This is a genomic window from Streptomyces polyasparticus, assembly GCF_014493765.1.
GTDB lineage: Bacteria > Actinomycetota > Actinomycetes > Streptomycetales > Streptomycetaceae > Streptomyces > Streptomyces polyasparticus.
In genome coordinates, this window is sequence record NZ_JACTVJ010000007.1 from 570,699 (window position 1) to 595,155 (window position 24,457).

The following is a 24,457-nucleotide window of genomic DNA, read 5'->3' on the forward strand; positions in this document are numbered from 1 at the left end:
CCGGAGCTGACTTCCCCTCCGAAGGCCACCGCGTGGCCAACTGGATAGAGACCTTCTGTGTGTTGACCGGCTCCTTCGCCGGGCAGCCCTTCACGCTCCTACCGTGGCAGCGCGAACTACTCGTTGACGCCTACCGGCTCGAGCGGGACGCCTTCGGCCAGTGGTGCCGGACGCACCGCACGGCCGTGGTGTGCGTCGCGAGGAAGAACGGCAAGAGCACGCTTGCCGCCGGGATCATGCTGTACCACCTGGTGGCAGACCGGGCGGACGCTCAGCGTCAGATCATCGCTGCCGCCAACGACCGGGCCCAGGCCCGCATGGTCTTCGACGCTGCGAAGGCCATGGTTGTTGCGTCGCCCCGCCTGTCGGCTGTCTGTGAGGTTCAGCGGGACATCATCCGGTACGGGGACAACACCTATCGCGTGGTGTCCGCGGACGCGGGCCGGCAACAGGGCCTGAACCCCAGCTCCGTCAGCCTTGATGAGTACGCCTTCGCCAAGAGCGCTGATCTCTTCGACGCGCTGACCCTGGGCTCTGCCGCACGGAATCAGCCCATGTTCTGGGTGATCTCCACCGCCGGACCGGACCCCGATGGGCCCTTCGCTCTGCTCTGCACCCAGGGCGAGCGCGTGAACGCCGGAGAGCTTGAGGACCCCACGCTCTTCTACCGCTCGTGGGGCCCGCGCATCGGGGACACCGTGGACCACACGGACCCAGAGGTCTGGCGACGCTGCAACCCGTCCTTCGACATCCTGAACGTGGCGGACTTCGAAGCCGCCTGTCAGCGCTCCACGGAAGCTAGCTTCCGGATCTACCGTCTCAGCCAATTCGTCCGGGGCGGTAGCTCGTGGCTGCCGCACGGCCTATGGGACTCCCTGGCCGTGGACGACGAACTCAGCCCCGGTGACGCCGTGGTCCTGGGCTTCGACGGGTCATGGAAGGGCGACTCCACAGCGTTGGTCGCTGCCCGCGTGGCAGACCTACGCGTCTTCGTCGTGGGCCACTGGGAGGCTCCGCCGGATGACGCCCACTGGCGGGTGCCCATGGCGGACGTGCGGGACGCGCTCCGCTCCGCGCTGGACACGTACACGGTCCGCACGCTGGTTGCCGACCCGTACCGCTGGGAGGAGACCCTTGACCGCCTTGAAGCGGAGGGCCACCCAGTGGAGAGCTTCCCGACGAACTCTCTGAAGCGCATGATCCCGGCGACTCAGGCCGTGTACGACGCGGCAAGGGACGGCCGGTTGAGCCACGACGGGAACCCGGCGTTGGCCCGCCACATCGGCAACGCGGTGCTCCGGGTGGACAAGCACGGGGCCCGCATCACCAAAGAACATGCGTCTTCCAGCCGGAAGATTGACCTTGCCATAGCCATGATCCTTGCCGCCCACGGTGCGGTGCTGTGGCGTGAGGACAACCCCGGCTTCGCTGACGCGCCAATACTCGCCACCTGGGAAGACGGTGGTGAGGTCTTCGCCTACGGGGGTAGCGCGGAGTTCTTCGACGATCTTTAGCCCGCCTCTGTGCGCGGGCACGGGGGTGAGATCGTGGGCTTTTGGTCTGCGCTTTTCAAGCCCCGCGCTGAGACGCGGGCCACCTGGGAGCCGGATACGGACCTGTACCCGTACCCCGGTGTGGTCTCGTCCGCCGGGCAACGGGTGAACGGCTCCACCGCCCTTCAGGTCTCCGCGGTGTTCGCCTGTATCCGGCTCCTGTCGGAGACGATTGCCACGCTCCCGGTCGCTACCTATTCGCGGCGGGGCGGTGCTCGCCGGGAGATCAACTCACCGCTGTGGCTGGACTACCCCACGGCGGAGCCGGGCGGGCTGGGCCGCATCGACCTGATTTCTCAGATCGTGCTGTCCCTGCTCCTTGAGGGCAACGCCTATCTCGCCGTGCGGTGGTCGCCGGACAACACCGGCATTGCCGGGCTGGATGTGCTGGACCCGTCCCGGATCACCACGCACGCGGTGACCGTGGACGGCAGCCGGCGCAAGGTCTTCGAAGCCTGGGACGTGGACGCGGACGGCAACGAAGTGGCCGTTGGCTACTTCACCTCCCGGGAGATTCTGCACATCCCCAGGATGATGCTGCCCGGTGAGTTCACCGGCGTGAGCCCGATCAACTACGCGCGTGAGTCCATCGGTCTCGCGCTCGCGGCCCAGACGTACGGCAGCAAGTTCTTTGCGAACGGCGCCGTTCCCGCGGCCATCGTGGAAGTCCCCGGGGCCATGAGCGAAGAGGGGCTTGCCCGTGCCCGGGAGGCATGGCGCCTGGCCAACACCGGCCCGGACAACGCCCACCGGGTGGCGCTCCTGACAGAGGGAGCGCGGTTCTCGAAGGTCTCGCTGAGCCCGGACGAAGCCCAGTTCCTACAGACCCGGGCCTTTCAGGTTCCCGAGATTGCCCGCATCTTCGGCGTTCCGCCGCACCTGATAGCCGACGCGTCCGGCTCCACGAGCTGGGGAAGCGGTCTAGCCGAACAGAACCAAGCCTTCTCCATGTTCAGCCTTCGGCCGTGGCTCGAGCGCATCGAAGCCGGGTTCACGCGCCTGTTGTTCGCAGAGACCGCCGACCGGCACAAGTTCGTGAAGTTCTCGCTGGACGGAATCCAGCGCGGAGCCCCGAAAGAGCGCATGGAGCTTTACAGCCTGGGCCTTCAAAACGGCATTTACAGCATTGACGAAGTGCGGGCCGCTGAAGACCTTGAGCCGTTGCCGAACGGTCTGGGCACCACCTACCGCGTGCCGCTGAACCTGGGCGACGTGTCCGCCGAAGACGAGACCCCTGAGAGCGCGACCACGCCGGAGCCGGAGACCCCGGAGCCGGACGAGACGAACGAGGGGGACGAAGACGATGACGGAGACACGAAGCCTGACGAGTCCGGCTGAGATCCGGGCGAAGGGCGACGGCTTCACCATGCGCGGGTACGCCTACCGCTTCAACGAGCTGAGCCACGACCTGGGCGGCTTCCGTGAGCGCATCACACCGGGCGCCGGAATGGCGTCTCTCGAGCGCAACGACGTGGTGGCCACCTTCAACCACAACGTGGATCAGGTGCTTGGCCGGCGCTCGTCCGGAACGCTCCGCGTGGGTGAGGACGAGCACGGCGGTTGGTACGAGATTGATCTTCCCGACACGAGCACTGGCCGGGACCTTGCCGAACTCCTCAAGCGCGGGGACGTGAAGGGAAGCTCCTTCACCTTCCGCGTGGGCAGGGGCGGGCAGCGCCGGGCGGGCTCCGACCCGGAGACCGGTCTCCCCGTGCGGGAGATCACCGAAATGGATGTTGCCGAAGTGGGGCCAGTCCTCACCCCGGCGTATCCCACAACTGACGCGGCACTTCGGTCCATTGAGGCAGTGCTAGGCGTCGCTCTCCGCTCCGCGAAGGCGGACGACGAAGACCCGAAGGAGTCCGAAGAGGACACCCCGGATGAGTCGCAGGAGAGCACGGACGAGCCGGCTGGGGGGCCGGACGAGCCGAACCCGGACGAGCCCGCAGAGGACGAGCCGGACGAGCACAAGAACGCGCGTGCACTGTTCCGCGCGCTCATCATCACGGGGGGAAACACAGATGGATGCAACGACCCTGAGCGCGAACTTTGAGGCGCGCGAGCGGGCTACCGCCGAACTCCGGTCACTGACCGAAGAGTTCGCGGGCAAGGAGATGGACGCGGACGCGCGGTCCAAGGAGACCGCGCTCCTGGGCGCCATTGCGGACTATGACGGTCGGATCAAGCGGGGCATTGAAGTCCTGAAGTCCGGCGAGTCCGTCAGCGCCCTCATGGCCGGGCTGAACGGCACCGGCTCCGCGAAGGCGAAGCGAGAGACACAGGACAAGTTGGCCCAGGCGGCGGAACAGCTCCGCTCGCTGAAGATCAACGAGGGGCTGACCTTCGCCCCGGAAGCGCCGGAGTCCCGCGCGGCCATCGACACGAAGACCAACCCGGGCAACACCACCTTCGGACGCACCCTGTACGGGCGGCTTCTGGCCCAGGCCGTGGAGCGCTCCACCATCATGCGCGGGGGCGCCACGATCCTGACCACGAGTGCCGGTGAGCCCATGGACTTCACCGTTGTCACCGGCCGGGCTGCCGCGTCCATTGTGACGGAGAACGCTGCCGTCCCGGAGTCCAACCCGACCACGGTTCAGCGGTCCGTGGGCGCCTACAAGTACGGATACGCCTCCACCCTGTCCACGGAGTTCGTACAGGATCAGGCCCTTGATCTCGTCTCCTTCCTGGTGGGTGACGCGGGCCCGGCCATCGGTGCGGGCATGGGGGCGCACTTCCTCACTGGCACGGGCACGAACCAGCCGCGCGGCATCATCACCGCCGGCGCACCGGCCACCGCCACGTTCACGCCCACCGCGAAGGACGCGACCGTTTCCGACGCGCTCATTGACCTCTTCTACGAGCTGCCCAGCTCCTACCGGGCCAGTGCCGCGTTCGTCGTCTCCGACAAGGTGGCGGCCCAGATGCGCAAGCTCAAGGACGGTCAGGGTCAGTACCTGTGGCAGTCCTCCGTGATCGTGGGCGCTCCGGACACCTTCAACGGTCGCCCGGTCCTCACTGACGTGGGCGTGCCGGACGACAAGGTGACCTTCGGTGACCTGTCGAAGTACACCGTGCGTCTGGCCGGTCCGCTTCGCGTGGAGCGCTCCGTTGACCTCAAGTTCCTCAACGACCAGATCGTTTACCGCTTCCTTCAGCGCGCTGACGGTCTGCTCGTGGATGAGCGCGCGGTCAAGGTGCTCACGGTCAAGGCAGGCGCGTAAGAGCACGCACGAATGACGGGGACCCCCTACTCACGTGAGTACGGGGTCCCCTGCTCTGGGGGGAGCGCATGTCATACGCCACCGTGGACGAGTTGAGGGCGCTGGACGGGCTGGATGACACGGCCACCTTCCCGGATGCGTTGCTGTCCGAAGCCATCGACTACGCCGTTGAGACGGTCGAAAGCTACTGCGGACGCACGTGGGAAGGCGTCGATGCCCCGCCGGAAACGATCCGGTGGTGTGTCCGCAAGATCGCCCGGCAGTACGTGTTGGATCTCGTCTCTCGCGTCCCGGACCGGGCGCTTCAGCTTCAAACCGAATTCGGTTCGATCCAGCTTGCCCAGGCGGGCGGCAACTGGCGGCCCACGAGCCTGCCGGAGGTCAACGCCCAGCTCAACAGGTACCGGGTCCGCCTGCCGTTTTTCTTCCTGTAGGGGGCCCGAATGCCGCTGATCTTTGAGGCGAAGGTTGCGCTCTTCGACGCGCTCAAGGGGCTCGTCCCTACGGGGGTGCAACTCACCTTTGCCGAGACCGGCCAGTCCGATAGGCGGCAACAGATCTGGTTGGGCGCCACCACGGACGAAGAGCTTGAGCCCGTCGCCATGCGGGCCGGGCCCAGCAAGCCCACGAGCGTCACCGGCTACGTGGAAGCCCACGCGGTGGTGATCGCACCGGGCGACCCGATCGGCGCTGAGCGGGGCGCCTACGTCCTTCGGGACGTGGTGGCGGACGCCTGCCGGGCCGTGGACCGGGCGAGCGTGGCCGGACTTCTGGACCTGCGCCCGGAGTCATCGAATGTCGAGACCGCAGAGACCACAGACGGGGCGTACAGCGCCCTGACGGTCCGCGTGAGGGTGCGCGGACGCACCACAACCTAGGGGGACCGCATGGCGCTGGACGCTGCCATTGGAATTGGAGAAGAGGCCACGTACGGCACGGCGCCTACGTCCACGATCGGCTACGAAGGCAAGGCCGATTCGTGGAAGGTGGCCAAGGAGTTCATTGAGTCCGTGGGCTTTCGCCGGGGCATGCAGACCGCCCGCGCGGACCGCCGCAACATCGTCACGATGGGCGGTGAGGGAGAGCTTGAAGTTGATCTCCTGGACGTGGGCGCTGCCGCTCTCCTGAGAGCCGCCTTCGACAAGTACAGCTTCACCGACACGGAGACCGCACGGGTCCACGTCTTCGAGACCGCCCCGGTCTCCCAGTCGCCCAGCTTCACGGCCCAGATGATCCGGCCGACCGTCGATGGAACGGAAGTCGCCTACCGGCATGTGGGCTGTGTAGCCACTGAGTGGGAGCTGACCGCAGAGACGGAGAGCGCGGTCACGCTCAACGTGTCCTTCGACTTTCAGGACGTGTCCCACTCGAGCGCGCCGGCTCAGGCGCTGCCCATCACCTACCCGACCGTGGCCCGCCCGTACGACTGGACGCGCACGGCCATCACCCTGACTCGGGCCGGGGCACCGGTCGCGCTGGACGCGGGCAAGCTCTCCCTCACCGGGGATAGGGGCATGAAGACGGACCGCCGCTTTCTGCGGGCCAACGCCCTGAAGAAGACCCCGGTCCGTGCTGCCGTACCCACCTACGAGGGTGAGCTTGAAGGGGAGTTCTCCGCGGACTCACTCAAGCTCTACGAAGCCTTTGTTGCCGGTGAGGTCATCGGCTTCCGTACAGACCTCACGGGCCTGACCCCGGGCACATCACTCAAGATCGAATGCCCGGCTATCCAGTTCACCGGGGAGTCCCCGGAGGCGTCCGTTGATGACGTGACCGTTCACACCCTGCCCTTCCGCGTGCTGGACCCGGGCGACGGGACCCCGGCCATCCGGCTGACCTACACGGAGCCGAAGCCCGCCGCACCGGCGAAGGCAATGAGCACCCCAGACAAGGAGTGAGGCCCGGTGGCCCGCACGAGCGCCTTCACGGTCCGCGTGCAAGGCATGCGGGGCCTTCAACAGAACGTCCGCCGGCTCAAGAGCCGGGAGTTGAACAACTCCATGCGGGCCGCGAACAAGAAAGCCGCTGAGGTGGTCAAGCCGGAGGCGGAGTCAACCGCCCCGAAGGGAGCGCGGGACGCGAAGTCCAGCAAGCGCTACAAGCCGGGGAAGTTGGCGAAGTCCGTCAAGGTCACCGCGTCCGTCAAGGGCGCCCAGGTGAAGGCGGGCTCCGCCGCGCGCGTCCCGTACGCGGCCCCGGTGCACTTCGGCTACCCGAAGCGTGGGATCAAGCCGAACCGGTTCTTGTTCAGGGCCATGGCGCGCAAGAGCGCCGAAGTATCCGAGACCTACGAGCGCGAGATAAGCGCCGTGGTCCGTCAGCATCTTGAGGGGGACTAGGCATGGCGAAGAGGCCCGGCATGGGCGGGGACCTGGGAGAACTTCTCTCCCTGGATCTCAACAGCCTGACGATTGACGAAATCGACATTATCGAAGAGATCACGAACGCCCCGCTGGACGAGCTGCGTAAGCCCGGTCAGCGCCGGGGCCCGATGCTGCGGGCCATGGCCGTGGTCCTCAAGCGCCGTGAAGACCCGAACTTCTCGGCAGCGGACGCGGGCCGCCTTCGGCTCGAGTTCAAGGGCAAGGCGAAGCCGGACCCTACCGCGCCCAGCGCGTAGTTCTCTGCGCCCGACTCGTAGGCCACTTCCGTGGACTCACGTGGACGGACGTGCGGTCCCTGCAACTGCGGGACTTCAACGCGCTGGTGGATCAGATGACCGCCGACGTTGAGCGGCAGAACAAACAGAACCGACGCGCGCAACGGGGGCGCACGTCCGGGAGCACCACGGGGGAGCGGCGCACGCCGGTCATGACGTAAGGGGGCCGGGGTGGCAAAGCCCATCACCATCACGCTTCTCGGGGACGAGTCGGATCTTGCCGCGTCCCTCGAGCGTGGTTCCGCGGACGTGACCGCCTTCGCTGATCAGGTGGAGGCAGCACTCCGGGAAGCGACCGAAGCGGCGGGCAACCTGGGGGACGCCGTTGCCGAAGGCGCGGACGAAGCCGGGGCCGAAGTCGGCTCGTTCGGAGAACGCTTCAGCGGAGCGGCAGCATTCGCCGGCGCTGCCATCGGTGCCGCTCTCGTGGCCGGGCTCAACGAAGCCCTTGAAGAGGAGAAGGGCAATGATCTTCTCGCGGCTCAGCTAGGCGCCACTCCTGCCGAAGCCCAGGCCCTGGGCCAGGCAGCCGGACAGATCTACACGTCCGGTTGGGGTGAGTCGGTGGCGGACGCCAACGCCGCTCTCAAGGCGCTTTGGCAAGAGGGACTGGTTCCCGCGAACGCCACGGCGGACGAGCTTGCCAACGTCGGCAAGCGGGCCATGGACGTTGCCGCCGTACTGGGTGAGGAAGTCGGGCCCACGTCCAACGCCGTGGCCCAGATGATCAAGACGGGGCTCGCGAAGAACGCTGACGAAGCCTTCGACATCATCACGGCCGGTGCCCAGAACGGCGCCAACAAGGCCGAAGACCTAGCCGACGTACTCAACGAATACAGCACCAACTTCCGGACCCTGGGTCTGGACGGTGCCACGGCCATGGGCCTGATCTCCCAGGGCCTACAAGGTGGAGCCCGGGACGCTGATCAAGTCTCCGATGCCATCAAGGAGTTCAGCCTTGTAGCCGGTCAGGGCGGTGCGGCCGTTGAGGAAACGTTCAACTCCATCGGGCTCAACGGTGGGCAGATCGTCAAGGACGTGGCAGCCGGAGGCGACTCCGCGAAGGCAGCCATGGACAAGGTGCTTGACGCCCTCCGGGAGATGCCCGCTTCCGCAGACCGCGCGGCAGCCATCAAGACGTTGTTCGGCGGTCCCGGTGAAGACCTGGGTGCCGCCCTGTTCGCCATGGACGTGGACAAGGCCGCGGGCTCCCTGGGCAACATCGAAGGGGCCGCGAAGCGCGCCGGCGACACCATGCACGACAACGCCTCAACGCGCCTGTCCGCGTTCTGGCGCTCCCTTCAGCACGGCGCCGTGGACGTGATCGGGGGCCTGTTGCTCCCGGCGCTGGACACCCTCATTGACGTGGGCGCCGGGGTGGGCCGGTTCTTCGAGGAATACAAGACGCCCATCACCATCGTGGCCGGGCTCATCACCGTTCTTCTCCTCCCCGCGCTTATCGCCTGGGGCGCCACGGCCACCACATCGGCCATAGCCAACGTGACCGCCTGGGTCACCTCCACAGCCACCGCCACCGGCAGCGCCGCAACACAGGTGCTCGCTCACTGGGCCGTGGTCGGAGGGTGGCTCAGAGCCGCCGGACAAGCGGTGGTCTCCGCGGCCATCGTCGTGGGCGGGTGGATCGCCATGGGCGCCCAGGCGCTCATACAGGCGGGCCGCATGGCTGCCGCGTGGTTGATCGCCATGGGCCCGGTCGCGCTGATCATCGCTGCCGTGGTCGGTCTCGCGGCCCTGATCTGGGCCAACTGGGACAGCATCGTTGCTTGGACCACCCAGGCGTGGGACTGGGTGTGGAACAAGATCAAGGGCATCTGGGACTTCCTGGTTGCCCTGTTCATGAACGTCACGCTGGTGGGCTTGATCGTCCAGCACTGGGACACGATCAAGAACGCGACCGGGGCAGCCTTCGACTGGATACGCGACAAGATCAAGGCCGCCTGGGACTTCCTGGTGAACCTGTTCATGAACTTCACCGGCCCAGGGCTCTTGATCAAGCATTGGGACACGATCAAGAAGGCCACGGCCCAGGCATTCCAGTGGGTCCGCGACAAGGCGCGCGACGGACTGAACGCCGTTCTCGGCTTCTTCCGTGATCTGCCCGGCCGGATCGGTCAGACCGCCGGGAACATGGCCCGCGCGGCGCTGAACATCGGTGGCCGGCTCATCGACGGACTGAAGGACGGACTGTCTCGCCTGGGCGGCTTCGCGTCCAGCCTCGCAGCCACCGTGACCCGGGCAGCCAAGGGAGCCCTCAACGGGGTCATCGACCTTCTGAACTGGGCCATCCCGAACAAGCTCGGCTGGGGCGCACTGTCCATCGACCTTCCCGACAGTCCGATTCCCCACGTGCGTGCCATGGGCGGTCCGGCCCAGGGCCTGACCCGTGTGGGTGAGCGCGGACCGGAATGGGTGTCCCTGCCCAGTGGATCAACCGTGATCCCGAACCACACGAGTCCCGCCAGGGGCTCCGCCGTGGTCAACGTCCGCACGAACGCGGACCCCTGGGCCATCGGGCGGGAAGTCGCCTGGGCCCTTCGCACGGCATGACGCCCTACCCACGTGAGTAGGGCCAACGGGGGGTGAGCATGGCGGAGTTGAACGACTGGACCGCCGAATACGCCGGACTCGTCATGGGGGAACCAGACTCCGCCATATCCATCGTCGGAGTTGACGGGCTCGTGTCCCTGCCGGACGTGAGGTCATCGGACCTCACCCTTGTGCAACAGCACGGCCAGTATCCGGGGGACGACTACCTGAATGGCCGGACCGTGACCTTGACTCTTGAGGTCTACGGCTCCACCAATGACGAGTTCGCCCAGGCCCTGGGGCTCGTCAATGCCGCGTTCGCTCCGGCCGGGGAGGAGAGACCGCTCCGGTTTCGCTTTCCCGGTCTTGCTGCCGGACGTACGGCCTTCGTCAACGCCCGACCCCGGAAGCGCTCAGGTCCCATTGATCTGAACTTCGCCAACCGGGTCTGCAACATCGTCGTGGAGCTGTACGCCACGGACCCGCACATCTACGGGGACGAGCTGGTGACGCTGAAGCTCTCCTCTCCCTGGGAGGGAAGCAACCCCAAGCTCCGCTTCGTCTACCCCGGGTCCGTTCCGGCACTGCCCGTGATCACGCTGGACAACGCGAAGGACTGTGTTCTCACGGACGAGATCACGGGTCTGTACTTCGGCATGGTGCCGCTCGCGGGCGGGATCACAATCAACAGCCCGGCCCAGCTCGTCACCGCCACTGCCACCGGCACCGGGTTCAACGACCGGATCACCGCCGGCTCAACGTGGCCCGAATACGGCTTCGGGGAACACCGGCTCAGCCTGTCCAGCACCGCCACCACTCGAGCCACGGAGGCGGTCCTCACGTGGCGGAACAGGTGGGTGTGATGGGCGCGAAGTACACGGTCCTACAGACCAACCTGAAGACCGGCGCCGTGGTGACCCGCCTGCCGGTCACCGGCATAGCGTTCACGCACTCGCTGAACGCTGCCGGGTCCGCCTCCGTGGGCATGCCGCTCTTCGCTCCGGAAGCCGACCCCACCACCTTGAGCCCCGGAATCAGCGGGCTCGTCATCGTGCGGGACGGCTTGCCGGTCTGGGGCGGGATTGTGTGGACCGCCTCCGCGGACATCGCGGCAGGAACGCTGAGCCTGGGCGCCTCCGGCTACCACTCGCACTACAAGGGCCGTGCCTTCGTCAACGGCTGGACAGCCCGCACCGTGGAACAGGCGGACCTTCTCAAGGCGTGGTTCGGCTACTTCAACGCAGACAACGGCATCGGAACCGCCACGGACACGATCACCACCACCGGGCACAAGCGAACCGCCGTATGGACCCGCTACGAGCTGAAGAACGCCGGTGAGGCCATTGAACAGTTGGCTGACAACATCAATGGCTTCAACTTCCGCTACGTGCCGTACTGGGCCACGCCCAACACGAAAGTCGGGCACCGGTTCGTGATCTCGAGCCGGGAAGGCTCCTCCACGCGCACGCTCACACATCGCGTCAACGCCGTTGTAACCCAGGTGAGTTACGACTCCACCGCCCTGTGCACCGTGGCTTATGCGACCGGAGCCGACCGGGGCAACGGCGAAAAGCTCGTTGGAATCTTCGAGAACGCGGAGCTTGCCGCCCGCATGCCTGAGCGCGTCATGGTCGGCACCTATCAGGACGTGAAGGAAACCCAGACGCTCAAGAGCAAGGCCCAGGCCATCGTGAACGCCGGATCAGCCCCGGCAGCCATCCCGGAACTCACCCTCTACCCCGGCCAGTACGGGCCGCTGGACTTCGTGCCCGGCGATTACGTGGCCGTGGACGCTGACGCCGGATACGTGGCCTTCCTGGACGAGTTCGCCGTAACCGAGTGCGCCACCACCGTGGACGCGAACGGCACCGAATCCATACGTCTCGCGCTCGCGAACAAGGAGTTGTTCATCAATGCCAACCCAAGCTAATACGGTCCCCCCGTCCCTGGTGAACGAGCTAGCCGAACTCAAGCGCCGGCTCTCCGCGATCGAACGCGCCCCGGTGCCCGTGAACAGCTTTGACCGGTACCCGCAGACCGAATGGGCAGCCCAGGGACGCCCCCAGGTAGGCGGCAACATCTGGTCATCCTTCGGAATCGCCAACGTGACCGGCATGGTCTTCGATCGGCTCGAAGTCAAGTTCATTACAGACCACTTGCTCACCGGCAAGCGCGAAGCCGAGATCCGGCTTGCCGCCTTTCGACACACGGGCAACGCGCAACGCGAGATCGTCAGCGCCTCCCGGGTCTTCAACCTGACCGGATCGGCCACGCGGTCACTCGGCGTTGTGGTCATGCGCTGGGTCCACGGCATCCCGTACGGCTGGGACTACGCCGATGACACCACGATCTACACCGTGGAGCTTCAGCACCGCTACAAGGTGGGCCCGGAGTCGTACGACTCGGACAAGGACACCATTGACCTGTTCGGCTTCTTCAAGCGAACCAACAAGGCGGCCCCGACGAAGGGCGGCCCGCTGCCGGTGGACCCCGGTTCGGACTGGCAAACCACGGTTCTTGGCGGGTCCAACATGGGCAATGTTGCTGCGGGTTGGATCACCATTCCGCAGATCATTGACGACTCAATCCGGTACGGCTCCTATGGCCTGTCGTCCATGCACTACTGCGTGGGACTCCCCGCGGAACGCATTCCGGAAGCAAGCACTGATGGGTGGGCCTGGGCCCGCGGAAGCGGAAGCTCTTGGGGCCGCGCGCCCGACATCACAGAGCCGCACTTCAGCGTGTAAGGGGGACGCATGGAGCTAGCGCGCCTTTATGGGGCCGCTGAGATCGTCGTTCCGCTCCTGGTGTTCGTTGCCTTCTCGCTCAGGCGGTGGAAGTCGGGGATGCGGGACGCATGGCGGCAGGAAGCCGAAGCGTGGGCGCTCAAAGCCCAGCGGCAGGCGGACGAGATCGTTGAACTTCGCCATGAAGTCAGGGAGTTGAGGCGGGAGAACGCGGAGCTTCGCGCCCAGGTGGCCGAACTTCTGGCCCGCCCGTAAGACCGTTCGGAGGGCGCCTCTACTCACGTGAGTAGGGGCCCCTTTTCGTTTCAGGGGGACGCATGACCACACCATTGCCGCCGGAGATTCCGACCGTCCGCGTACACAGCCGATACCGGGGCCCGGACGGTCGGGCACTCGCGGGCACCATCACCTTCACCGCGCCGGGATTGCTCACCTTCCCCGCGTCGGACCTGTTCATAGCCGGACCCGTCGTGGCCACGCTGGACGAGACAGGAGGCTTCTCCGTGAGCCTGCCGGCAACCGACGCACCGGGCATGAACCCCAGCGGGTGGACCTACACGGTCAAGGAGAACCTTGCCGGAGTCGTGGGCTCCCGGAACTTCGCCCTGTTGCTGCCGAAGGCCACCCCAGACGTGGACCTTGCCGACGTGGCACCGGCCGACCCGACCACACCCAACTATGTGCCCGTACCCGGCTCCCAGATCTACACCGGCAGCACAGCCCCGGCGGCTTCGCTGGGCATGAACGGGGACTTCTACACCCAGTACGACACGCGAACCCTGTTGGGCATCACGCACACCACCGTGACCATGTGGAAGAAGAGCGGTGGCACCTGGGCGAAGGTGGGCGGGGACCTTCGGGGCTCTCAGTGGTACGTGAGCACCACGACCACGCCCAGCACCGACGCGAAGGTTGGGGACATGCTCCTTCGCAGTGATACCGGGGAGATCTGGCAGCACACCGCATCGGGCTGGGGCAACCCGCTGGGCAACCTGAAGGGCCCGAAGGGTGACACCGGGGCCACCGGTAGCACGGGAGCCACCGGAGCGACAGGAGCCACCGGGGCCCAGGGGCCGAAGGGCGACCCGGGCAACGGCAGCGTCAACACCGTGAACGGGAAGCTGGGCCCGGACATTGTGCTTAGCGCTGGTGACGTGGGAGCGGTCGCTAACAATGGCGGGTACTCCCGCATGGACGGCACACTCAATGTCGTCTACGCGGGCACGGGCTTGGACATCTTCAAGGCCACCGCCGCAGACAACACCACGTACACGGCCGTGAACAAGGCGGGACAGCTCCTGTCCAACACCGGCGCGGAGATCCGAAGCCTGATCCTTGGCACCTACGGAAGCTATGGCGGAGGCTCCGGCGGCATCCTGGTCATGCAAGACGCGGGGACCGTGCCCACCACGTCCTTCACTGGTGGCGTCATCGCCTACAGCGAAGGCGGCAAGCTCAAGATCCGGCAGGCTGACGGAACCGTTCTCGAAGTCGGGGCGGGCGGCACCGGGGCAGTCAGCTCCGTCAACGGCAAGACCGGAGCGGTCACGCTCACGGCTGCCGACGTGTCCGCGCTCGCCACCACGGCCCGCGGAGCCGGGAACGGTGTTGCCTCGCTGGACGGAGCAACCCGGCTGCCTTTGGCCCAGCTCCCGCCGGAAGTCCCAACGGACCACATGTGGGAGCCATCGGACCTGGGCCTGAAGGCGTGGGCATTCGATCCCGCGGTTGGGATGAGTACGCCCCTCTACCCGGGGAACGCCACGCTGAGGCTCACGGCCGTGGTCCTGAAGAGCACCCAGACCATTTCCAAGATCGTCTGGCACTTCGGCGGGTACGCAGGCGGGATGCTCGCGGGCTCATGGGGGGCCATCTACAACGCGTCCGGCACCCGGGTAGCGACCACGGCCGTGTTGACCGGAGAGACCGTCATCCCCGGCGTACACGATGCGGGCGGCAAGACGGTGGCTGCCCCACTCACCGCGAACGCGAACCTGGCAGCCGGGATCTACTACGTGGCGTGGTCCTTCCGCTACAACACCACGACCCAGGACGGTCCCATGATGCTCGTGGCCGATTCCGCCTTCGGCGCTCCGCCCAACGTCTTCGGGCTGACCAACGTGAAGCGGTACGGCTCTATTGCCGGAACGGCTGCCACCACGGCCCCGGCCACCATCACGCTCAGCTCTGTGGAGAACGGCAGTAACCGCTTCTGGGCCGCACTCGCATAGGGGCAATCCACTCCCCAGACCCCAGGTGAGAACACAGCCCCTGCCCCTGATTCGGGCAGGGGCTCCCACCTGAAGAGGGAGACGAATTGAAGTTCGTGACCCGTACCCACTGGGGCGCTCGAACTCCCCGCAACGGCCACACGACGGTTGCCCGGAACAAGGGCGTCAAGGTCCATTACCTGGGCGCCCCGTACAGCGCCGGCGACCACTCCACCTGTGCCGCGTACATGCGCAAGGTCCAGAACAGTCACATGGACGGCAACGGCTGGGCGGACTTCGCCTACAACCTTGCCGTCTGCCCGCATGGCTATGTGTTTGACGGTCGGGGCCGCAACGCGCAGAACGCGGCCAACGGCAACACCACACTGAACCGGGACCACTTCGCCGTGCTCGCCTTCGTCGGCAGCTCCGGCCACACGAAGCCCACCGATGCCCAGGTTCAGGGCCTGAAGGATGCGATCAGCTACCTTCGCAGCCACGGCGCCGGGGCGGATATCAAGGGCCACCGGGACGGATACGCCACCGCGTGTCCGGGACCGGCCCTGTACGAGCTGGTGAAGTCCGGAGCGCTCGAGCCGGGCAAGCCGAAGCCGTCGAAGCCGGAGCCGTCGAAGGGCTATGCCCCGTTTCCGGGGGCCGCATGGTTCAAGAAGAACCCGAACTCCCCACTGGTCACGGCCATGGGCCGCCGGCTCTTGGCGGAAGGCTGCACCACCTACGCGGAGGGGCCGGGCCCGCGCTGGACAGATGCGGACCGCCAGTCCTACGCGAAGTGGCAGCGCAAGTTGGGCTTCACCGGCTCCGACGCGGACGGGTGGCCCGGCAAGTCGAGCTGGGACAAGCTCCGCGTCCCGAAGGTCTGACCGTCACTGAACGTGCCGCCTGAGCGGCCGAAGCGCTCCCGCGGGAACCAGCTGGTCCACGCCGGGGCGCACACCATCACTCACAGCAATCAACAGGGGGAACACCTTGCCGTTCATCAAGACTCACGCGGCCCGTATCTACGCGGTGGCCGTGGCCGTACTCGCACTCGTGGCCCACTTCGCTCCGTCGCTGCCGTCCCCGCTCATCCTGGGCGTGGTCGCTGCCGCACTCGGCACCGGTGAGGTAGTCCAGCGCGTGGAGAACGCCAAGACCGTAGCCGCGTACACCGGCCAGTACCGCCCGTAAGGCAACCGGCTCCCCAGACCCCCGGTGACGACCAACGCACCGAAGGGGACTGGGGATGACCTATCGACACACCGCACTCATGGGCCGGGCCCGGACCGGCAAAGACACCGTTGCCCGCCGGCTCGTCTCGGAGTGGAGCTTCACACGGGTGGCCTTCGCTGACCCGCTCAAGGACATGGCCCACGGGCTGGACCCCATCGTCATGTACGAGCCCGCCGGGTATGGTCCGGTCCCGGTCCGCCTCAGTGACGCGGTACGCCGCTGGGGCTGGGAGAAGGCCAAAGACGACTGTCCGGAGATTCGCCGGACGCTTCAGCGCCTGGGGCAGGCAGCCCGCGAACAGGACCCGAACCACTGGGTCTCGCTCGCCATGGACAAGATCACGGTTGCCGACCGGTGGAATCTGCCGGTCGTCGTCACCGACGTGCGCCATGTGAACGAGTGTGAGGCCCTGAAGAACCGGGGCTTCACACTCGTTCGAGTCATCCGTCCCGGGGCTCCGGCCCTGGGCACCAACGCTCAGCACGAGAGCGAAACCGCGCTAGACAACTACCCGGCTGACGTGACGATTTCGAACGTCGGCAGCCTCAACGACTTGCACTGTGCCGCTGACCGGCTCGTTCAGTACATCTGAGCCCCGGCTTCGGTTCGATCGTTTCCAGCCCCTCACCCCTCACCGGGTGGGGGGCTTCGGTCGTTTCAGGGGCCTCTACTCACGTGAGTATGGCCAACTGGCCCCAAACACAAGAAAGTTGCTGCTACCGTTCTTCAAGAAAGAACGCTTCGGTCCAGCTTACGGGGGTGTCGGCATGGGGTCCGTGACGAAGCCGAAGGGCTTTGAGGTCTTCTATCTGACCACGGGGAAGGTCGTACACACGGCCCGACGTACTGATACCCGCACGCTGTGCAACAAGCCGATCAACGGCGTTCGTCTCTGCTACACGCCGTATGTCACGTGCACTCCATGCGTGAAGCTCGTTGCTGCCATGGCGGTGGACGAAGAGAAGAAGTCCGTGCCGAAAAAGAGCCGGGACACAGGGGAGAAGGTCCACATGACTGCGAACGACGCGCTCACGAACGAGATCAGGGCGAACATTGAACGGGCGCGTGCGCTCGCCACCGAAGGCCAGGAAGAAGCGCTCAACGAGCTTGTTGAGGAGACGGAGGCCAAGCTCAAGGCGCTGAAGGGGGCAGGCTCTGTGAAGCTCCGCACCACGCTTCGGGACGAGCTGACGGCAGCGCTCAAGGAGACGCCGGACACCGAAGAGGAAGACGGCAAGGGCCTGTCCGGGCTCGTCATCCCGCCGGACGTTCAGGCGCTCGTGGACCAGGGTGCGGAGAAGGCCCTTGAGGGCGTCCGCCTGGGCGTGGAAATGGGCAACATCGGCGAAGCGGTCTCTCAGATCCAACTGTCCATGCGTCTGCTCTCCGACCACAACGGCCTTCCTGACCTTCTGGCCAAGGAGCGGGAGACCCAGCTCTGCGCGGCCCTGATCTACAAGCAAGTTGCCGCGGAGATCCAGCCCGACGAAGTACAGAAGGACGATGCGCTCAAGAGCCTGAAGCGGGCGGTGCAGAACAAGAACTCCGATGTGCTTGTTGGATGGCTCCGCGCGCTGGACGACGACAAAGAAGCCGGGCTCAAGGAAGCGGAGAGCCGGTTCCCGGACGCTGCCGCCGCGTACAAGAAGGCGAAGAAGTCCCAGACGAAGGCCGCTCCGGCAAGCCTGACGGAAGCCGTCTATTCCCTGTACGCGGCCCAGGGCATCGAACTGCCCCGCAAGGGCCGCACGGAGCTTGAGCGCGAGCGCCGGCAACGCGCCAAGGAGCTTGAAGCCGGGGATGATTCGAGGCTCACGCCGCAACAGCGCCTGACCAACTACGTGGAGTCCATCACGGCGGCTCTCGACAAGACGGAGAAGAACGCTCCGAAGCTGACCGGTGCCGCGAAGCGCAAGGCCCGTAACGACCTTCAGAAGTTGGCGGACCGCATTCTTGCCATCAAGGACACGATCTAGGCCCGTCCGATGGGCCAAGAGGCCCGGCCATCTGCTCAATTGCAGAGGGCGGTTGGGCGCTGAGCATGGTGGGTAGTCTGCGGCGCGTACCAGAGTGCAGGTAAGCGAGGCATGTGCGAGCTGACAGCCGTAGGTGGCTTCGGCCCACGTGATCGAAGGGTGGGGTAGTGATGGCGCAGGGCACCGTGAAGTGGTTCAACGGCGAGAAGGGTTTTGGATTCATCTCGCCGGATGAGGGCGGTGAGGATGTTTTCGTCCACTTCTCCGCAATCGTGGGCACCGGCTTCAGGAACCTTGAGGAAAACCAGCGGGTTGAGTTCGAGATCACCCAGGGGCAGCGTGGGGCGCAGGCTACGGATGTTCGCACCATCTAGGAGTCAATGACTGGGCGACGGAACCCATCTGACCCGTCACACACACCCTGGAGACGCGTCACGTCCCCTGTCGCCCGAAGCCCTGTTGGACCCCAGCGGACCGGCGGGGCTTCGGCGCGTTCGGCGGCAGAGTGACGAAGTGCCGGAACGATGCTTCTTTCCGTTCCACCCATAAGGCCAACCACATCAATACATAGAGCATCAAGCGGAGTTGCACGTCACTACGTCACTTCGTCACTGCCTGGGCAATCCACTCCCCAGACCCGTGGTGAACCATCCACCACGAGCCCAAAGGGGACGTAGCCCATGGGGCAGATTCGCACCATTACACGAAGCGGCAGCCGCTTCTACTTCGACCCGGATACACCAGATATCAAGGTCCCCGGCGTCACGTCCGTGATCAGCATGTTGCCCAAGCCCTTCCTTCAGCACTGGGCATCGAAGATGACCGCTGAACTGGCCGTTGACTCCCTCGATTTCGTCAAGGCCATGGCGGAGCGCGACCGGGCCGGCGCTGTGGACTACCTCAAGGGCGCTGCCCGCCGGTACACGTCCGCCCGCGCGAACCTGGGCAGTGAAGCCCATGACCTCTTTGAGCGCCTAGTTCGCGGTGAGGCTGTGGGCCGTGTGCACCCGGACCTGACCCCATACCGGGACCACTTCCGTCAGTTCCTTGAGGCGGTCAACCCGGAGCTTGTCCGTGCCGAAGACATCGCGTGGTCAGATGAGCACAACTACGCCGGGTCCTTCGATGCCATCTTGAACGTGTGGCTGGACGAGAACGGCAAGCCCACCCCGGACCGCTCCGGCGAGCGTCACACGGTCATAGCGGACTGGAAAACGAGCCGGGCCACCTACCCGGACGTGGCCCTTCAGATGTCCGCGTACGCGCACGCTGACCGGCTCATTGCGTCGGACGGCTCGAGTGAGCCCATGCCCGACTTCGACGGGGCCTGTGTCCTGCACATCACGGACGGGACGTGGGCCTTCAAGCCGGTCCGCATCGACTCCGCCGACGTGTTCGCCACCTTCCTGCGCCTTCGCGAGATCTTCAATTGGGACCGCTCCACGTCCAAGACCGTCATTGGCCGGGCTATCGCTGAGGCGGTCGGCCCGATGACGACCGGCACCCAGCGCCGGGCTACGTAGCCCAGCTCGTTCCTGCCCCCGGTGGCTTCGGCTGCCGGGGGCATTTTCGTTGTCCCCAGCCTGTGGGCAATCGGCTCACCAGACCCCGGGTGAAGGGGGACGGAGCGGCCGGCTAGGAGCCCCGCCCTTCCCCCTGATCAACCAACCAGGGGAGAGCCACACATGGGACTTCAGATCTTCGCCACTGACCCGGACGCGAAGCCGAAGCCGAAGCCTGAGCACGAGTTCAGCAACGATCACACCTTCGCTTTCCGCTCCGGCATGGTCGTGAACAAGAAGCCGGTCAGCCTGGCCAACTGGCGTGCGGTAACCGGTGATCCGGCGGTTGCCGATGCCATAGCCCAGCTCCTGGGCGGCAGCGTGGAGGAGTACGACCCCACGAAGGAGCAGAACCTCCACGTGCTGACGGACACCCCGTCCGTGGAGATCGTCATTGACGGCAGCAAGGCCGTTGAGGACAAGCTCATTCTCTGGGGCCGTACCGGGCCGGTCCACGAGTGCGACGGGGTGGCCTACCTGTCCCCCGCGGAGCGCAAGGGGGAGGCGTGCGGCTGCCCGAAGCTCATGAGTGAGCGCAAGGAAGCGGCCCGTCAGGGCATCGGCCCGGCCCCGTCCATCAACATCACCTTCCGTCTGGCCCATGACTACGAGTTGGGCAAGGGCAAGTTCATTGCGTCCGCGTGGTCCCTCGCTGAGGTGATCCACGAAGTGAAGGACGCCCTTGACGCGGTGCACGGTGAGGCGCTGTGCCGCCTGACGCTCGAGCACGTCAGCTACGTCAACAAGGCGGGCATCAAGGTGGACTTCCGCAAGCCCGTCATTGAGGTTCTGGGCTCCTACAACGATGCGATTGCCGAGGAGCGGTGACGGGCTTCCTGCCTGGCTCCTTCCTGAGCGCCCCCGGCAACAGCCCGGAGTTCCGCACGGTCCTTCGGGCACTGCCGGACCCGGCGCTCAAGTCGCCTCTTTGGGAGTGGAAGCCGGGCCAGATCAAGGCCGTGATCAGTGAGCGCCGGCGACGGTTCGGCGTGGACGAAGAGGAGTTCGTCTATGGGTAAGCGCGGGACGGTCTCCGACTACGCGGGCAACGAGCTGTACCGCGGAGACCTGATCACCTACGGCGCACGGCAGGGAAACCGCGTCCGCATGGCCGACGCGATCATTGAGAAGGTCACCGTCCGCAAGGTGGACGGCATCCTTCGCCCCATGCTGCTCGTCCAGCCGACCGGGACCGAATCGGGCTTCGTCCCGCGCAAGCGCCTTCGCAAGGAATGGATCTCCAACGAGCATGCGCGCTTGTGCCTGCCGGACGTGACCGGCGAACGAGACCAGTAAGAACACGACGAAGGGCCGGACGGTATCCGCTGAGGTACCGCTCCGGCCCTTCGTCTTTCACCCCCTACTCACGTGAGTAGGGACATGGGGGATGGATGGAAGTGCAGATCACAAGAGCAAGCGCTCCGGCGCTGGGGGACCTGCGGGAGCTGGGCGCCGGGGACACGGTGTGGCTCGAGCCCGACGCATCGACCCGGCGTGACTGGGGCCGCTACCGAGACGCGATAGCCCACGCGGTGGGTAAGGGAGCGGACGCACGGTGGGGGCGCTCATGACCTTCTGGCTCCTCATGGGCGTACTCATCACCGCATGGGCCGTGCTCGTCCTCATGCTCCTGTACGTCATCGGCTACGCCGTGGAGCGGGCCGTCTGTGTGCTGTGGCGGTGGCTTCGTGGCTAATCCGTCGAAGGCGAAGGGGACCGCCTGGGAGTCCGCCGTTCGCGACTACATGAACAAGGCCCTGGGACTTGTGGATGAGACCGGCACCTTTGTGGATATCTTCTCCGCCCTCAACGTCCGCCGGGCAGCCCAGGAAGGCGCGCGGGACGTAGGCGACGTGCACGCCGTTCCGTTCGTGCTCGAGTGCAAGGACGTGTTGGGCCCGGCGGTCCCCGCCTGGCTTCGGCAAGCCCACGTCGAAGCCGCCCACGCGGGCTACCCGTACGGCGTGGCAGTCCACAAGGTTCGGCGGGCTGCCGTTGCCCGGGGCCGTGTCCACTTCGGCGTACGCACATGGACCCGCGTCCGTGTCGCCATGGGGCTGACCACACCACAGATGCGAGAGCGGTACGCCTTCGCTCCGGCGGTCCGCGGACTCGACTCCACCCGTTGGTACCTCACCACCGACATGGAGCACTTCACCCAGCTCGTGGCGGACCTCCGCACGGCCCGATAGGGCAGGCAATCCACGCCCTAGAAGCCGAGAGAAGAAGGAGGTACGACACATGCTTTTCTCTCAAATTCTCTCGCGCTTCTCCCAGGTCACCGAAGAGCCGGACGGGGGCTATCTGGCCCTGTGCCCCGCGCACGGGGACTCTCGTCCGTCTCTTCGGATCTGGCGCGGTGACGATCACAAGGTCAGGATCACGTGCCGGGCCGGCTGCCCGACCGAAGACGTGATTGCCGCCGTGGGACTGACCTTCCCGAACCTCTTCGATGCGGGCGGGGAGGGACTGACCGTCTCCTCCACCCGGCCCCAGCTCGTGGGCCCGGCTCAGGTGGCAGCGCTCGCCCGGTACGTGGACGAGTCGTCCCACCGGCTTCAGACGCGAGACGACGAAGCCGCCGCTCGTGCCGCCCAGTACGCGGCCGGACGCTTCGGCATCGACCTTGAAGACGCCAAGGAGCACGGGCTAGGAGTCGATGACGGGCAGTCCAACACCGCCTTCGCCTACCGCTCGCGCTCGTTCTGCGCCTTCCCCCGCCTGACGGTCCCGCTGAAGGACTTCTCCGGCGTGGCCCGGGGGCTTCAGGGCCGGGACCTCACCGGGCAGTGCCCGGGGCGGTGGCTGAGCCTGATGAACCCTGAAGGGGCCCGCTGGACCGCATACGGGGTCTTCCGGGGCGGAGGCGGATACGGCGTCACCATCGTCACCGAAGGCCCCGGAGACGCACTTACGGCCGTGGCCGTTGGCTATGACGCGGTGGCCGTACGCGGGGCATCACTTGCCGGCAACCCGGACCTGATCAAGGAGTTGGCGGACGGGCTCCGCGGCTCTCAGGTCATCGTTGCCGGTGACCACGACGAAGCCGGAGCCGGGTTCACCCAGCGCCTGACCGAAGGGCTTGCCGCCCACGGCGTGGACGTGTTCGCACTCGACATCCCCGCGGAGGGTTACGACCTGACCCGGTGGCGCGAGGATGACGCCTCCGCCTTCCCGATGGCCCTTCACCGGGCGGTCAAGGCAGCCCGCCCCATCCACCCCATGGGCAGCGCGCTCGTGGATGGGGAAACCGGGGCGCTCGTGCCCGACTCCGACGAAGCCGCCCGCGCGGTCCGACTCATGACGGAGTTCGCGGAGCGCTACGGCTCGTCCGACGTGCTCAACGCTCACGCGCTCGTGGCCTTCACGCGGGGCACCATCAAGCACGCCCCTGGGCTGGGCTTCTACCTGTGGAACGGCAAGGTCTGGGAACGCAGTGACACCCGGATTCGTCAGGCCATCCACTACATGGGGGCCGCCCTCACGGTGGCTGCCGCTGAGCTGAGCGCCCAGCACGCGGAGGCAGGCGGAGACCCGAAGGACGATCCGGGCTCCGGACTCAAGAAGGTGGCCCTGGGCTTCACCCTGACACGCCATATCGACTCGCTGATAAGGGAGTTGCGGGCCGTGCCGTCCGTCCATGTGGACGCGTCCGCCTTCGACGCGCACCCACACCTTCTGACCTTCGCCAACGGGACCGTGGACCTGCGATCCGGGGAGCTGAAGCCGCACGACAAGGGCAACATGCTCACATACGGGCTGGACATCGACTACCGGCCCGAAGCCGAGTGCCCCCGGTGGCTGAGCTTCCTTCTCGAAGTCTTCCCAGACACCCCGGAGTTGGCGGACTACTTCCGGCGGCTCGTGGGCTACGGCATCACCGGGTCCGTACAGGAACAGTGCTTCGTGGTCCTGTGGGGCAAGGGCGCGAACGGTAAATCGGTGGCCACGGACACGCTGACCAACGTCTTTAGGTCCATCACGAAGACCACCGCCTTCAGCACCTTTGAGGAGAAGGCATCCGGCGGAATCCCCAACGACATTGCCGCACTCAGGGGCAGCCGGCTCGTCATGGCGAGCGAAGGTGAGAGCGGCAAGCCCATGTCGGAAGCGATCCTCAAGCGCGCGTCCGGCAAGGACATGATGACCGCGCGGTTCATGCGGCAAGAGTTCTTCGAGTTCAAGCCCAGCTTCCTGATTGTCCTGTCCACGAACCACAAGCCGCGGTTTCGCGGTCAGGACGAAGGTCTATGGCGCCGGGTCCGCATGATCCCGTTCACCCGCTGGTTCGCCCCGCATGAGCGTGATCCCTACCTTGACCAAAAGCTCACCGCAGAGGCGGAGGGCATAGCCGCCTGGGCGGTCAGGGGCGCCATGGAGTGGTACGCCTCCGGGCTTCAGGACCCGCCGGTCATCGCGGACGCCACCCGGGAGTACCGCGAGACGAGCGACGCGTTGGCCGGGTTCTTTCCCGGCGTGCTCGAGCGGTGCGACGACGGACAGCAACTGTCCGGCGGAGACGCCTTCACGGCCTATCTCGACTGGTGCGAAGCGGAAAACCTCCCGCTCAAAGAGCGCTGGACGCGACGGGCGTTCTTCGGAGCCATGGAAGAGCGCGGAGTTGTCCGCAAGAAGACCAACAAGGGCGTGGCGCTCGTAGGCGTCCGCCCAGCCGGCGACGCACCGGCACCGGCCGGGCCCGGCATCTTCGCGGGCTGAGAACAGACACACACGGGGGCGGGCTCG

General features: G+C 66.2%; 27 protein-coding genes. All 27 read left to right on the forward strand.

Going from position 1 to position 24,457, the window contains the following annotated elements:
• Positions 1 to 32: 32 nt before the first annotated feature.
• The 27 genes from H9Y04_RS18210 to H9Y04_RS18335 all read left to right on the forward strand — a co-directional run bounded on the left by H9Y04_RS18210 (position 33) and on the right by H9Y04_RS18335 (position 24,430).
• Complete coding sequence (locus H9Y04_RS18210; RefSeq protein WP_214661306.1) at positions 33 to 1,514, forward strand: terminase large subunit domain-containing protein; 1,482 nt, start codon at positions 33 to 35, stop codon at positions 1,512 to 1,514.
• A 120-nt stretch (positions 1,515 to 1,634) separates the two neighbouring features.
• A complete protein-coding gene (locus H9Y04_RS18215; protein ID WP_214661307.1) occupies positions 1,635 to 2,891 on the forward strand; it encodes a phage portal protein in 1,257 nt (418 codons plus the stop codon).
• On the forward strand, positions 2,857 to 3,606 hold the full coding sequence (locus H9Y04_RS18220) for an HK97 family phage prohead protease (protein ID WP_187814920.1): 750 nt from the start codon (positions 2,857 to 2,859) through the stop codon (positions 3,604 to 3,606). The genes H9Y04_RS18215 and H9Y04_RS18220 overlap by 35 nt, the downstream gene beginning before the upstream one ends.
• Positions 3,575 to 4,777 carry a phage major capsid protein gene (locus tag H9Y04_RS18225; protein ID WP_187814921.1) on the forward strand — a complete coding sequence of 401 codons (1,203 nt, stop codon included), beginning with the start codon at positions 3,575 to 3,577 and terminating at the stop codon, positions 4,775 to 4,777. Before H9Y04_RS18220 ends, H9Y04_RS18225 begins: the two co-directional genes overlap by 32 nt.
• Positions 4,778 to 4,845: 68 nt before the next feature.
• Entirely contained in the window at positions 4,846 to 5,211 is a 366-nt protein-coding gene (locus tag H9Y04_RS18230; RefSeq protein ID WP_187814922.1) for a phage head-tail connector protein, read from the forward strand.
• A gap of 9 nt (positions 5,212 to 5,220) precedes the next feature.
• Positions 5,221 to 5,655, forward strand: coding sequence for a hypothetical protein (locus H9Y04_RS18235; RefSeq protein ID WP_187814923.1), 435 nt, complete (start codon positions 5,221 to 5,223; stop codon positions 5,653 to 5,655).
• 9 nt (positions 5,656 to 5,664) lie between these two features.
• Positions 5,665 to 6,675: a phage tail tube protein gene (locus tag H9Y04_RS18240; protein ID WP_187814924.1), complete on the forward strand. Its 1,011-nt coding sequence runs from the start codon at positions 5,665 to 5,667 to the stop codon at positions 6,673 to 6,675.
• 6 nt (positions 6,676 to 6,681) lie between these two features.
• Entirely contained in the window at positions 6,682 to 7,116 is a 435-nt protein-coding gene (locus H9Y04_RS18245) for an HK97 gp10 family phage protein (protein WP_187814925.1), read from the forward strand.
• A 2-nt stretch (positions 7,117 to 7,118) separates the two neighbouring features.
• Positions 7,119 to 7,397, forward strand: coding sequence for a hypothetical protein (locus H9Y04_RS18250; protein ID WP_187814926.1), 279 nt, complete (start codon positions 7,119 to 7,121; stop codon positions 7,395 to 7,397).
• 210 nt (positions 7,398 to 7,607) lie between these two features.
• Positions 7,608 to 10,004, forward strand: a complete 2,397-nt coding sequence (locus H9Y04_RS18255) for a phage tail tape measure protein (RefSeq protein ID WP_187814927.1) — start codon at positions 7,608 to 7,610, stop codon at positions 10,002 to 10,004.
• A 38-nt stretch (positions 10,005 to 10,042) separates the two neighbouring features.
• Positions 10,043 to 10,846, forward strand: a complete 804-nt coding sequence (locus H9Y04_RS18260) for a phage tail family protein (protein WP_187814928.1) — start codon at positions 10,043 to 10,045, stop codon at positions 10,844 to 10,846.
• Complete coding sequence (locus tag H9Y04_RS18265) at positions 10,825 to 11,913, forward strand: hypothetical protein (RefSeq protein WP_214661308.1); 1,089 nt, start codon at positions 10,825 to 10,827, stop codon at positions 11,911 to 11,913. Before H9Y04_RS18260 ends, H9Y04_RS18265 begins: the two co-directional genes overlap by 22 nt.
• A gap of 19 nt (positions 11,914 to 11,932) precedes the next feature.
• Positions 11,933 to 12,730, forward strand: coding sequence for a hypothetical protein (locus H9Y04_RS18270; RefSeq protein ID WP_214661309.1), 798 nt, complete (start codon positions 11,933 to 11,935; stop codon positions 12,728 to 12,730).
• Between the two features lie 9 nt (positions 12,731 to 12,739).
• Positions 12,740 to 12,985, forward strand: coding sequence for an MreC domain-containing protein (locus tag H9Y04_RS18275; RefSeq protein ID WP_187814930.1), 246 nt, complete (start codon positions 12,740 to 12,742; stop codon positions 12,983 to 12,985).
• A gap of 62 nt (positions 12,986 to 13,047) precedes the next feature.
• A complete protein-coding gene (locus H9Y04_RS18280; RefSeq protein ID WP_187814931.1) occupies positions 13,048 to 14,961 on the forward strand; it encodes a collagen-like protein in 1,914 nt (637 codons plus the stop codon).
• A 95-nt stretch (positions 14,962 to 15,056) separates the two neighbouring features.
• Entirely contained in the window at positions 15,057 to 15,824 is a 768-nt protein-coding gene (locus H9Y04_RS18285) for a peptidoglycan-binding protein (RefSeq protein ID WP_308801027.1), read from the forward strand.
• A gap of 106 nt (positions 15,825 to 15,930) precedes the next feature.
• On the forward strand, positions 15,931 to 16,131 hold the full coding sequence (locus tag H9Y04_RS18290) for a hypothetical protein (RefSeq protein WP_187814932.1): 201 nt from the start codon (positions 15,931 to 15,933) through the stop codon (positions 16,129 to 16,131).
• 55 nt (positions 16,132 to 16,186) lie between these two features.
• A complete protein-coding gene (locus H9Y04_RS18295; protein WP_187814933.1) occupies positions 16,187 to 16,765 on the forward strand; it encodes a deoxynucleotide monophosphate kinase family protein in 579 nt (192 codons plus the stop codon).
• Between the two features lie 184 nt (positions 16,766 to 16,949).
• Positions 16,950 to 18,149 (forward strand): hypothetical protein, encoded by a 1,200-nt coding sequence (locus tag H9Y04_RS18300; RefSeq protein ID WP_187814934.1) that lies wholly within the window; start codon positions 16,950 to 16,952, stop codon positions 18,147 to 18,149.
• 170 nt (positions 18,150 to 18,319) lie between these two features.
• On the forward strand, positions 18,320 to 18,523 hold the full coding sequence (locus H9Y04_RS18305; protein ID WP_187814935.1) for a cold-shock protein: 204 nt from the start codon (positions 18,320 to 18,322) through the stop codon (positions 18,521 to 18,523).
• Positions 18,524 to 18,829: 306 nt separating this feature from the next.
• Positions 18,830 to 19,672, forward strand: a complete 843-nt coding sequence (locus H9Y04_RS18310) for a PD-(D/E)XK nuclease family protein (RefSeq protein WP_187814936.1) — start codon at positions 18,830 to 18,832, stop codon at positions 19,670 to 19,672.
• Positions 19,673 to 19,834: 162 nt separating this feature from the next.
• Positions 19,835 to 20,539 carry a hypothetical protein gene (locus H9Y04_RS18315; protein ID WP_187814937.1) on the forward strand — a complete coding sequence of 235 codons (705 nt, stop codon included), beginning with the start codon at positions 19,835 to 19,837 and terminating at the stop codon, positions 20,537 to 20,539.
• Complete coding sequence (locus H9Y04_RS18320; RefSeq protein ID WP_187814938.1) at positions 20,536 to 20,730, forward strand: hypothetical protein; 195 nt, start codon at positions 20,536 to 20,538, stop codon at positions 20,728 to 20,730. Before H9Y04_RS18315 ends, H9Y04_RS18320 begins: the two co-directional genes overlap by 4 nt.
• Positions 20,723 to 21,007 (forward strand): hypothetical protein, encoded by a 285-nt coding sequence (locus tag H9Y04_RS18325; RefSeq protein WP_187814939.1) that lies wholly within the window; start codon positions 20,723 to 20,725, stop codon positions 21,005 to 21,007. Before H9Y04_RS18320 ends, H9Y04_RS18325 begins: the two co-directional genes overlap by 8 nt.
• A gap of 271 nt (positions 21,008 to 21,278) precedes the next feature.
• Positions 21,279 to 21,407, forward strand: a complete 129-nt coding sequence (locus tag H9Y04_RS47510; protein WP_268980480.1) for a hypothetical protein — start codon at positions 21,279 to 21,281, stop codon at positions 21,405 to 21,407.
• Entirely contained in the window at positions 21,400 to 21,903 is a 504-nt protein-coding gene (locus H9Y04_RS18330) for a hypothetical protein (RefSeq protein WP_187814940.1), read from the forward strand. The genes H9Y04_RS47510 and H9Y04_RS18330 overlap by 8 nt, the downstream gene beginning before the upstream one ends.
• Before the next feature lie 49 nt (positions 21,904 to 21,952).
• Positions 21,953 to 24,430, forward strand: coding sequence for a phage/plasmid primase, P4 family (locus H9Y04_RS18335; RefSeq protein ID WP_187814941.1), 2,478 nt, complete (start codon positions 21,953 to 21,955; stop codon positions 24,428 to 24,430).
• The last annotated feature ends 27 nt before the right edge of the window (positions 24,431 to 24,457 follow it).

Bases quoted from the DNA above. Each gene is read 5' to 3' on its own strand.
- H9Y04_RS18230 (WP_187814922.1), top strand. From the start codon at position 4,846: ATGTCATACGCCACCGTGGACGAGTTGAGGGCGCTGGACGGGCTGGAT.
- H9Y04_RS18240 (WP_187814924.1), top strand. From the start codon at position 5,665: ATGGCGCTGGACGCTGCCATTGGAATTGGAGAAGAGGCCACGTACGGC.
- H9Y04_RS18280 (WP_187814931.1), top strand. From the start codon at position 13,048: ATGACCACACCATTGCCGCCGGAGATTCCGACCGTCCGCGTACACAGC.
- H9Y04_RS18305 (WP_187814935.1), top strand. From the start codon at position 18,320: ATGGCGCAGGGCACCGTGAAGTGGTTCAACGGCGAGAAGGGTTTTGGA.
- H9Y04_RS18325 (WP_187814939.1), top strand. From the start codon at position 20,723: ATGGGTAAGCGCGGGACGGTCTCCGACTACGCGGGCAACGAGCTGTAC.
- H9Y04_RS18295 (WP_187814933.1), top strand. From the start codon at position 16,187: ATGACCTATCGACACACCGCACTCATGGGCCGGGCCCGGACCGGCAAA.
- H9Y04_RS18220 (WP_187814920.1), top strand. From the start codon at position 2,857: ATGACGGAGACACGAAGCCTGACGAGTCCGGCTGAGATCCGGGCGAAG.
- H9Y04_RS18225 (WP_187814921.1), top strand. From the start codon at position 3,575: ATGGATGCAACGACCCTGAGCGCGAACTTTGAGGCGCGCGAGCGGGCT.
- H9Y04_RS18310 (WP_187814936.1), top strand. From the start codon at position 18,830: ATGGGGCAGATTCGCACCATTACACGAAGCGGCAGCCGCTTCTACTTC.
- H9Y04_RS18315 (WP_187814937.1), top strand. From the start codon at position 19,835: ATGGGACTTCAGATCTTCGCCACTGACCCGGACGCGAAGCCGAAGCCG.
- H9Y04_RS18260 (WP_187814928.1), top strand. From the start codon at position 10,043: ATGGCGGAGTTGAACGACTGGACCGCCGAATACGCCGGACTCGTCATG.
- H9Y04_RS47510 (WP_268980480.1), top strand. From the start codon at position 21,279: ATGACCTTCTGGCTCCTCATGGGCGTACTCATCACCGCATGGGCCGTG.
- H9Y04_RS18335 (WP_187814941.1), top strand. From the start codon at position 21,953: ATGCTTTTCTCTCAAATTCTCTCGCGCTTCTCCCAGGTCACCGAAGAG.
- H9Y04_RS18250 (WP_187814926.1), top strand. From the start codon at position 7,119: ATGGCGAAGAGGCCCGGCATGGGCGGGGACCTGGGAGAACTTCTCTCC.
- H9Y04_RS18235 (WP_187814923.1), top strand. From the start codon at position 5,221: ATGCCGCTGATCTTTGAGGCGAAGGTTGCGCTCTTCGACGCGCTCAAG.
- H9Y04_RS18275 (WP_187814930.1), top strand. From the start codon at position 12,740: ATGGAGCTAGCGCGCCTTTATGGGGCCGCTGAGATCGTCGTTCCGCTC.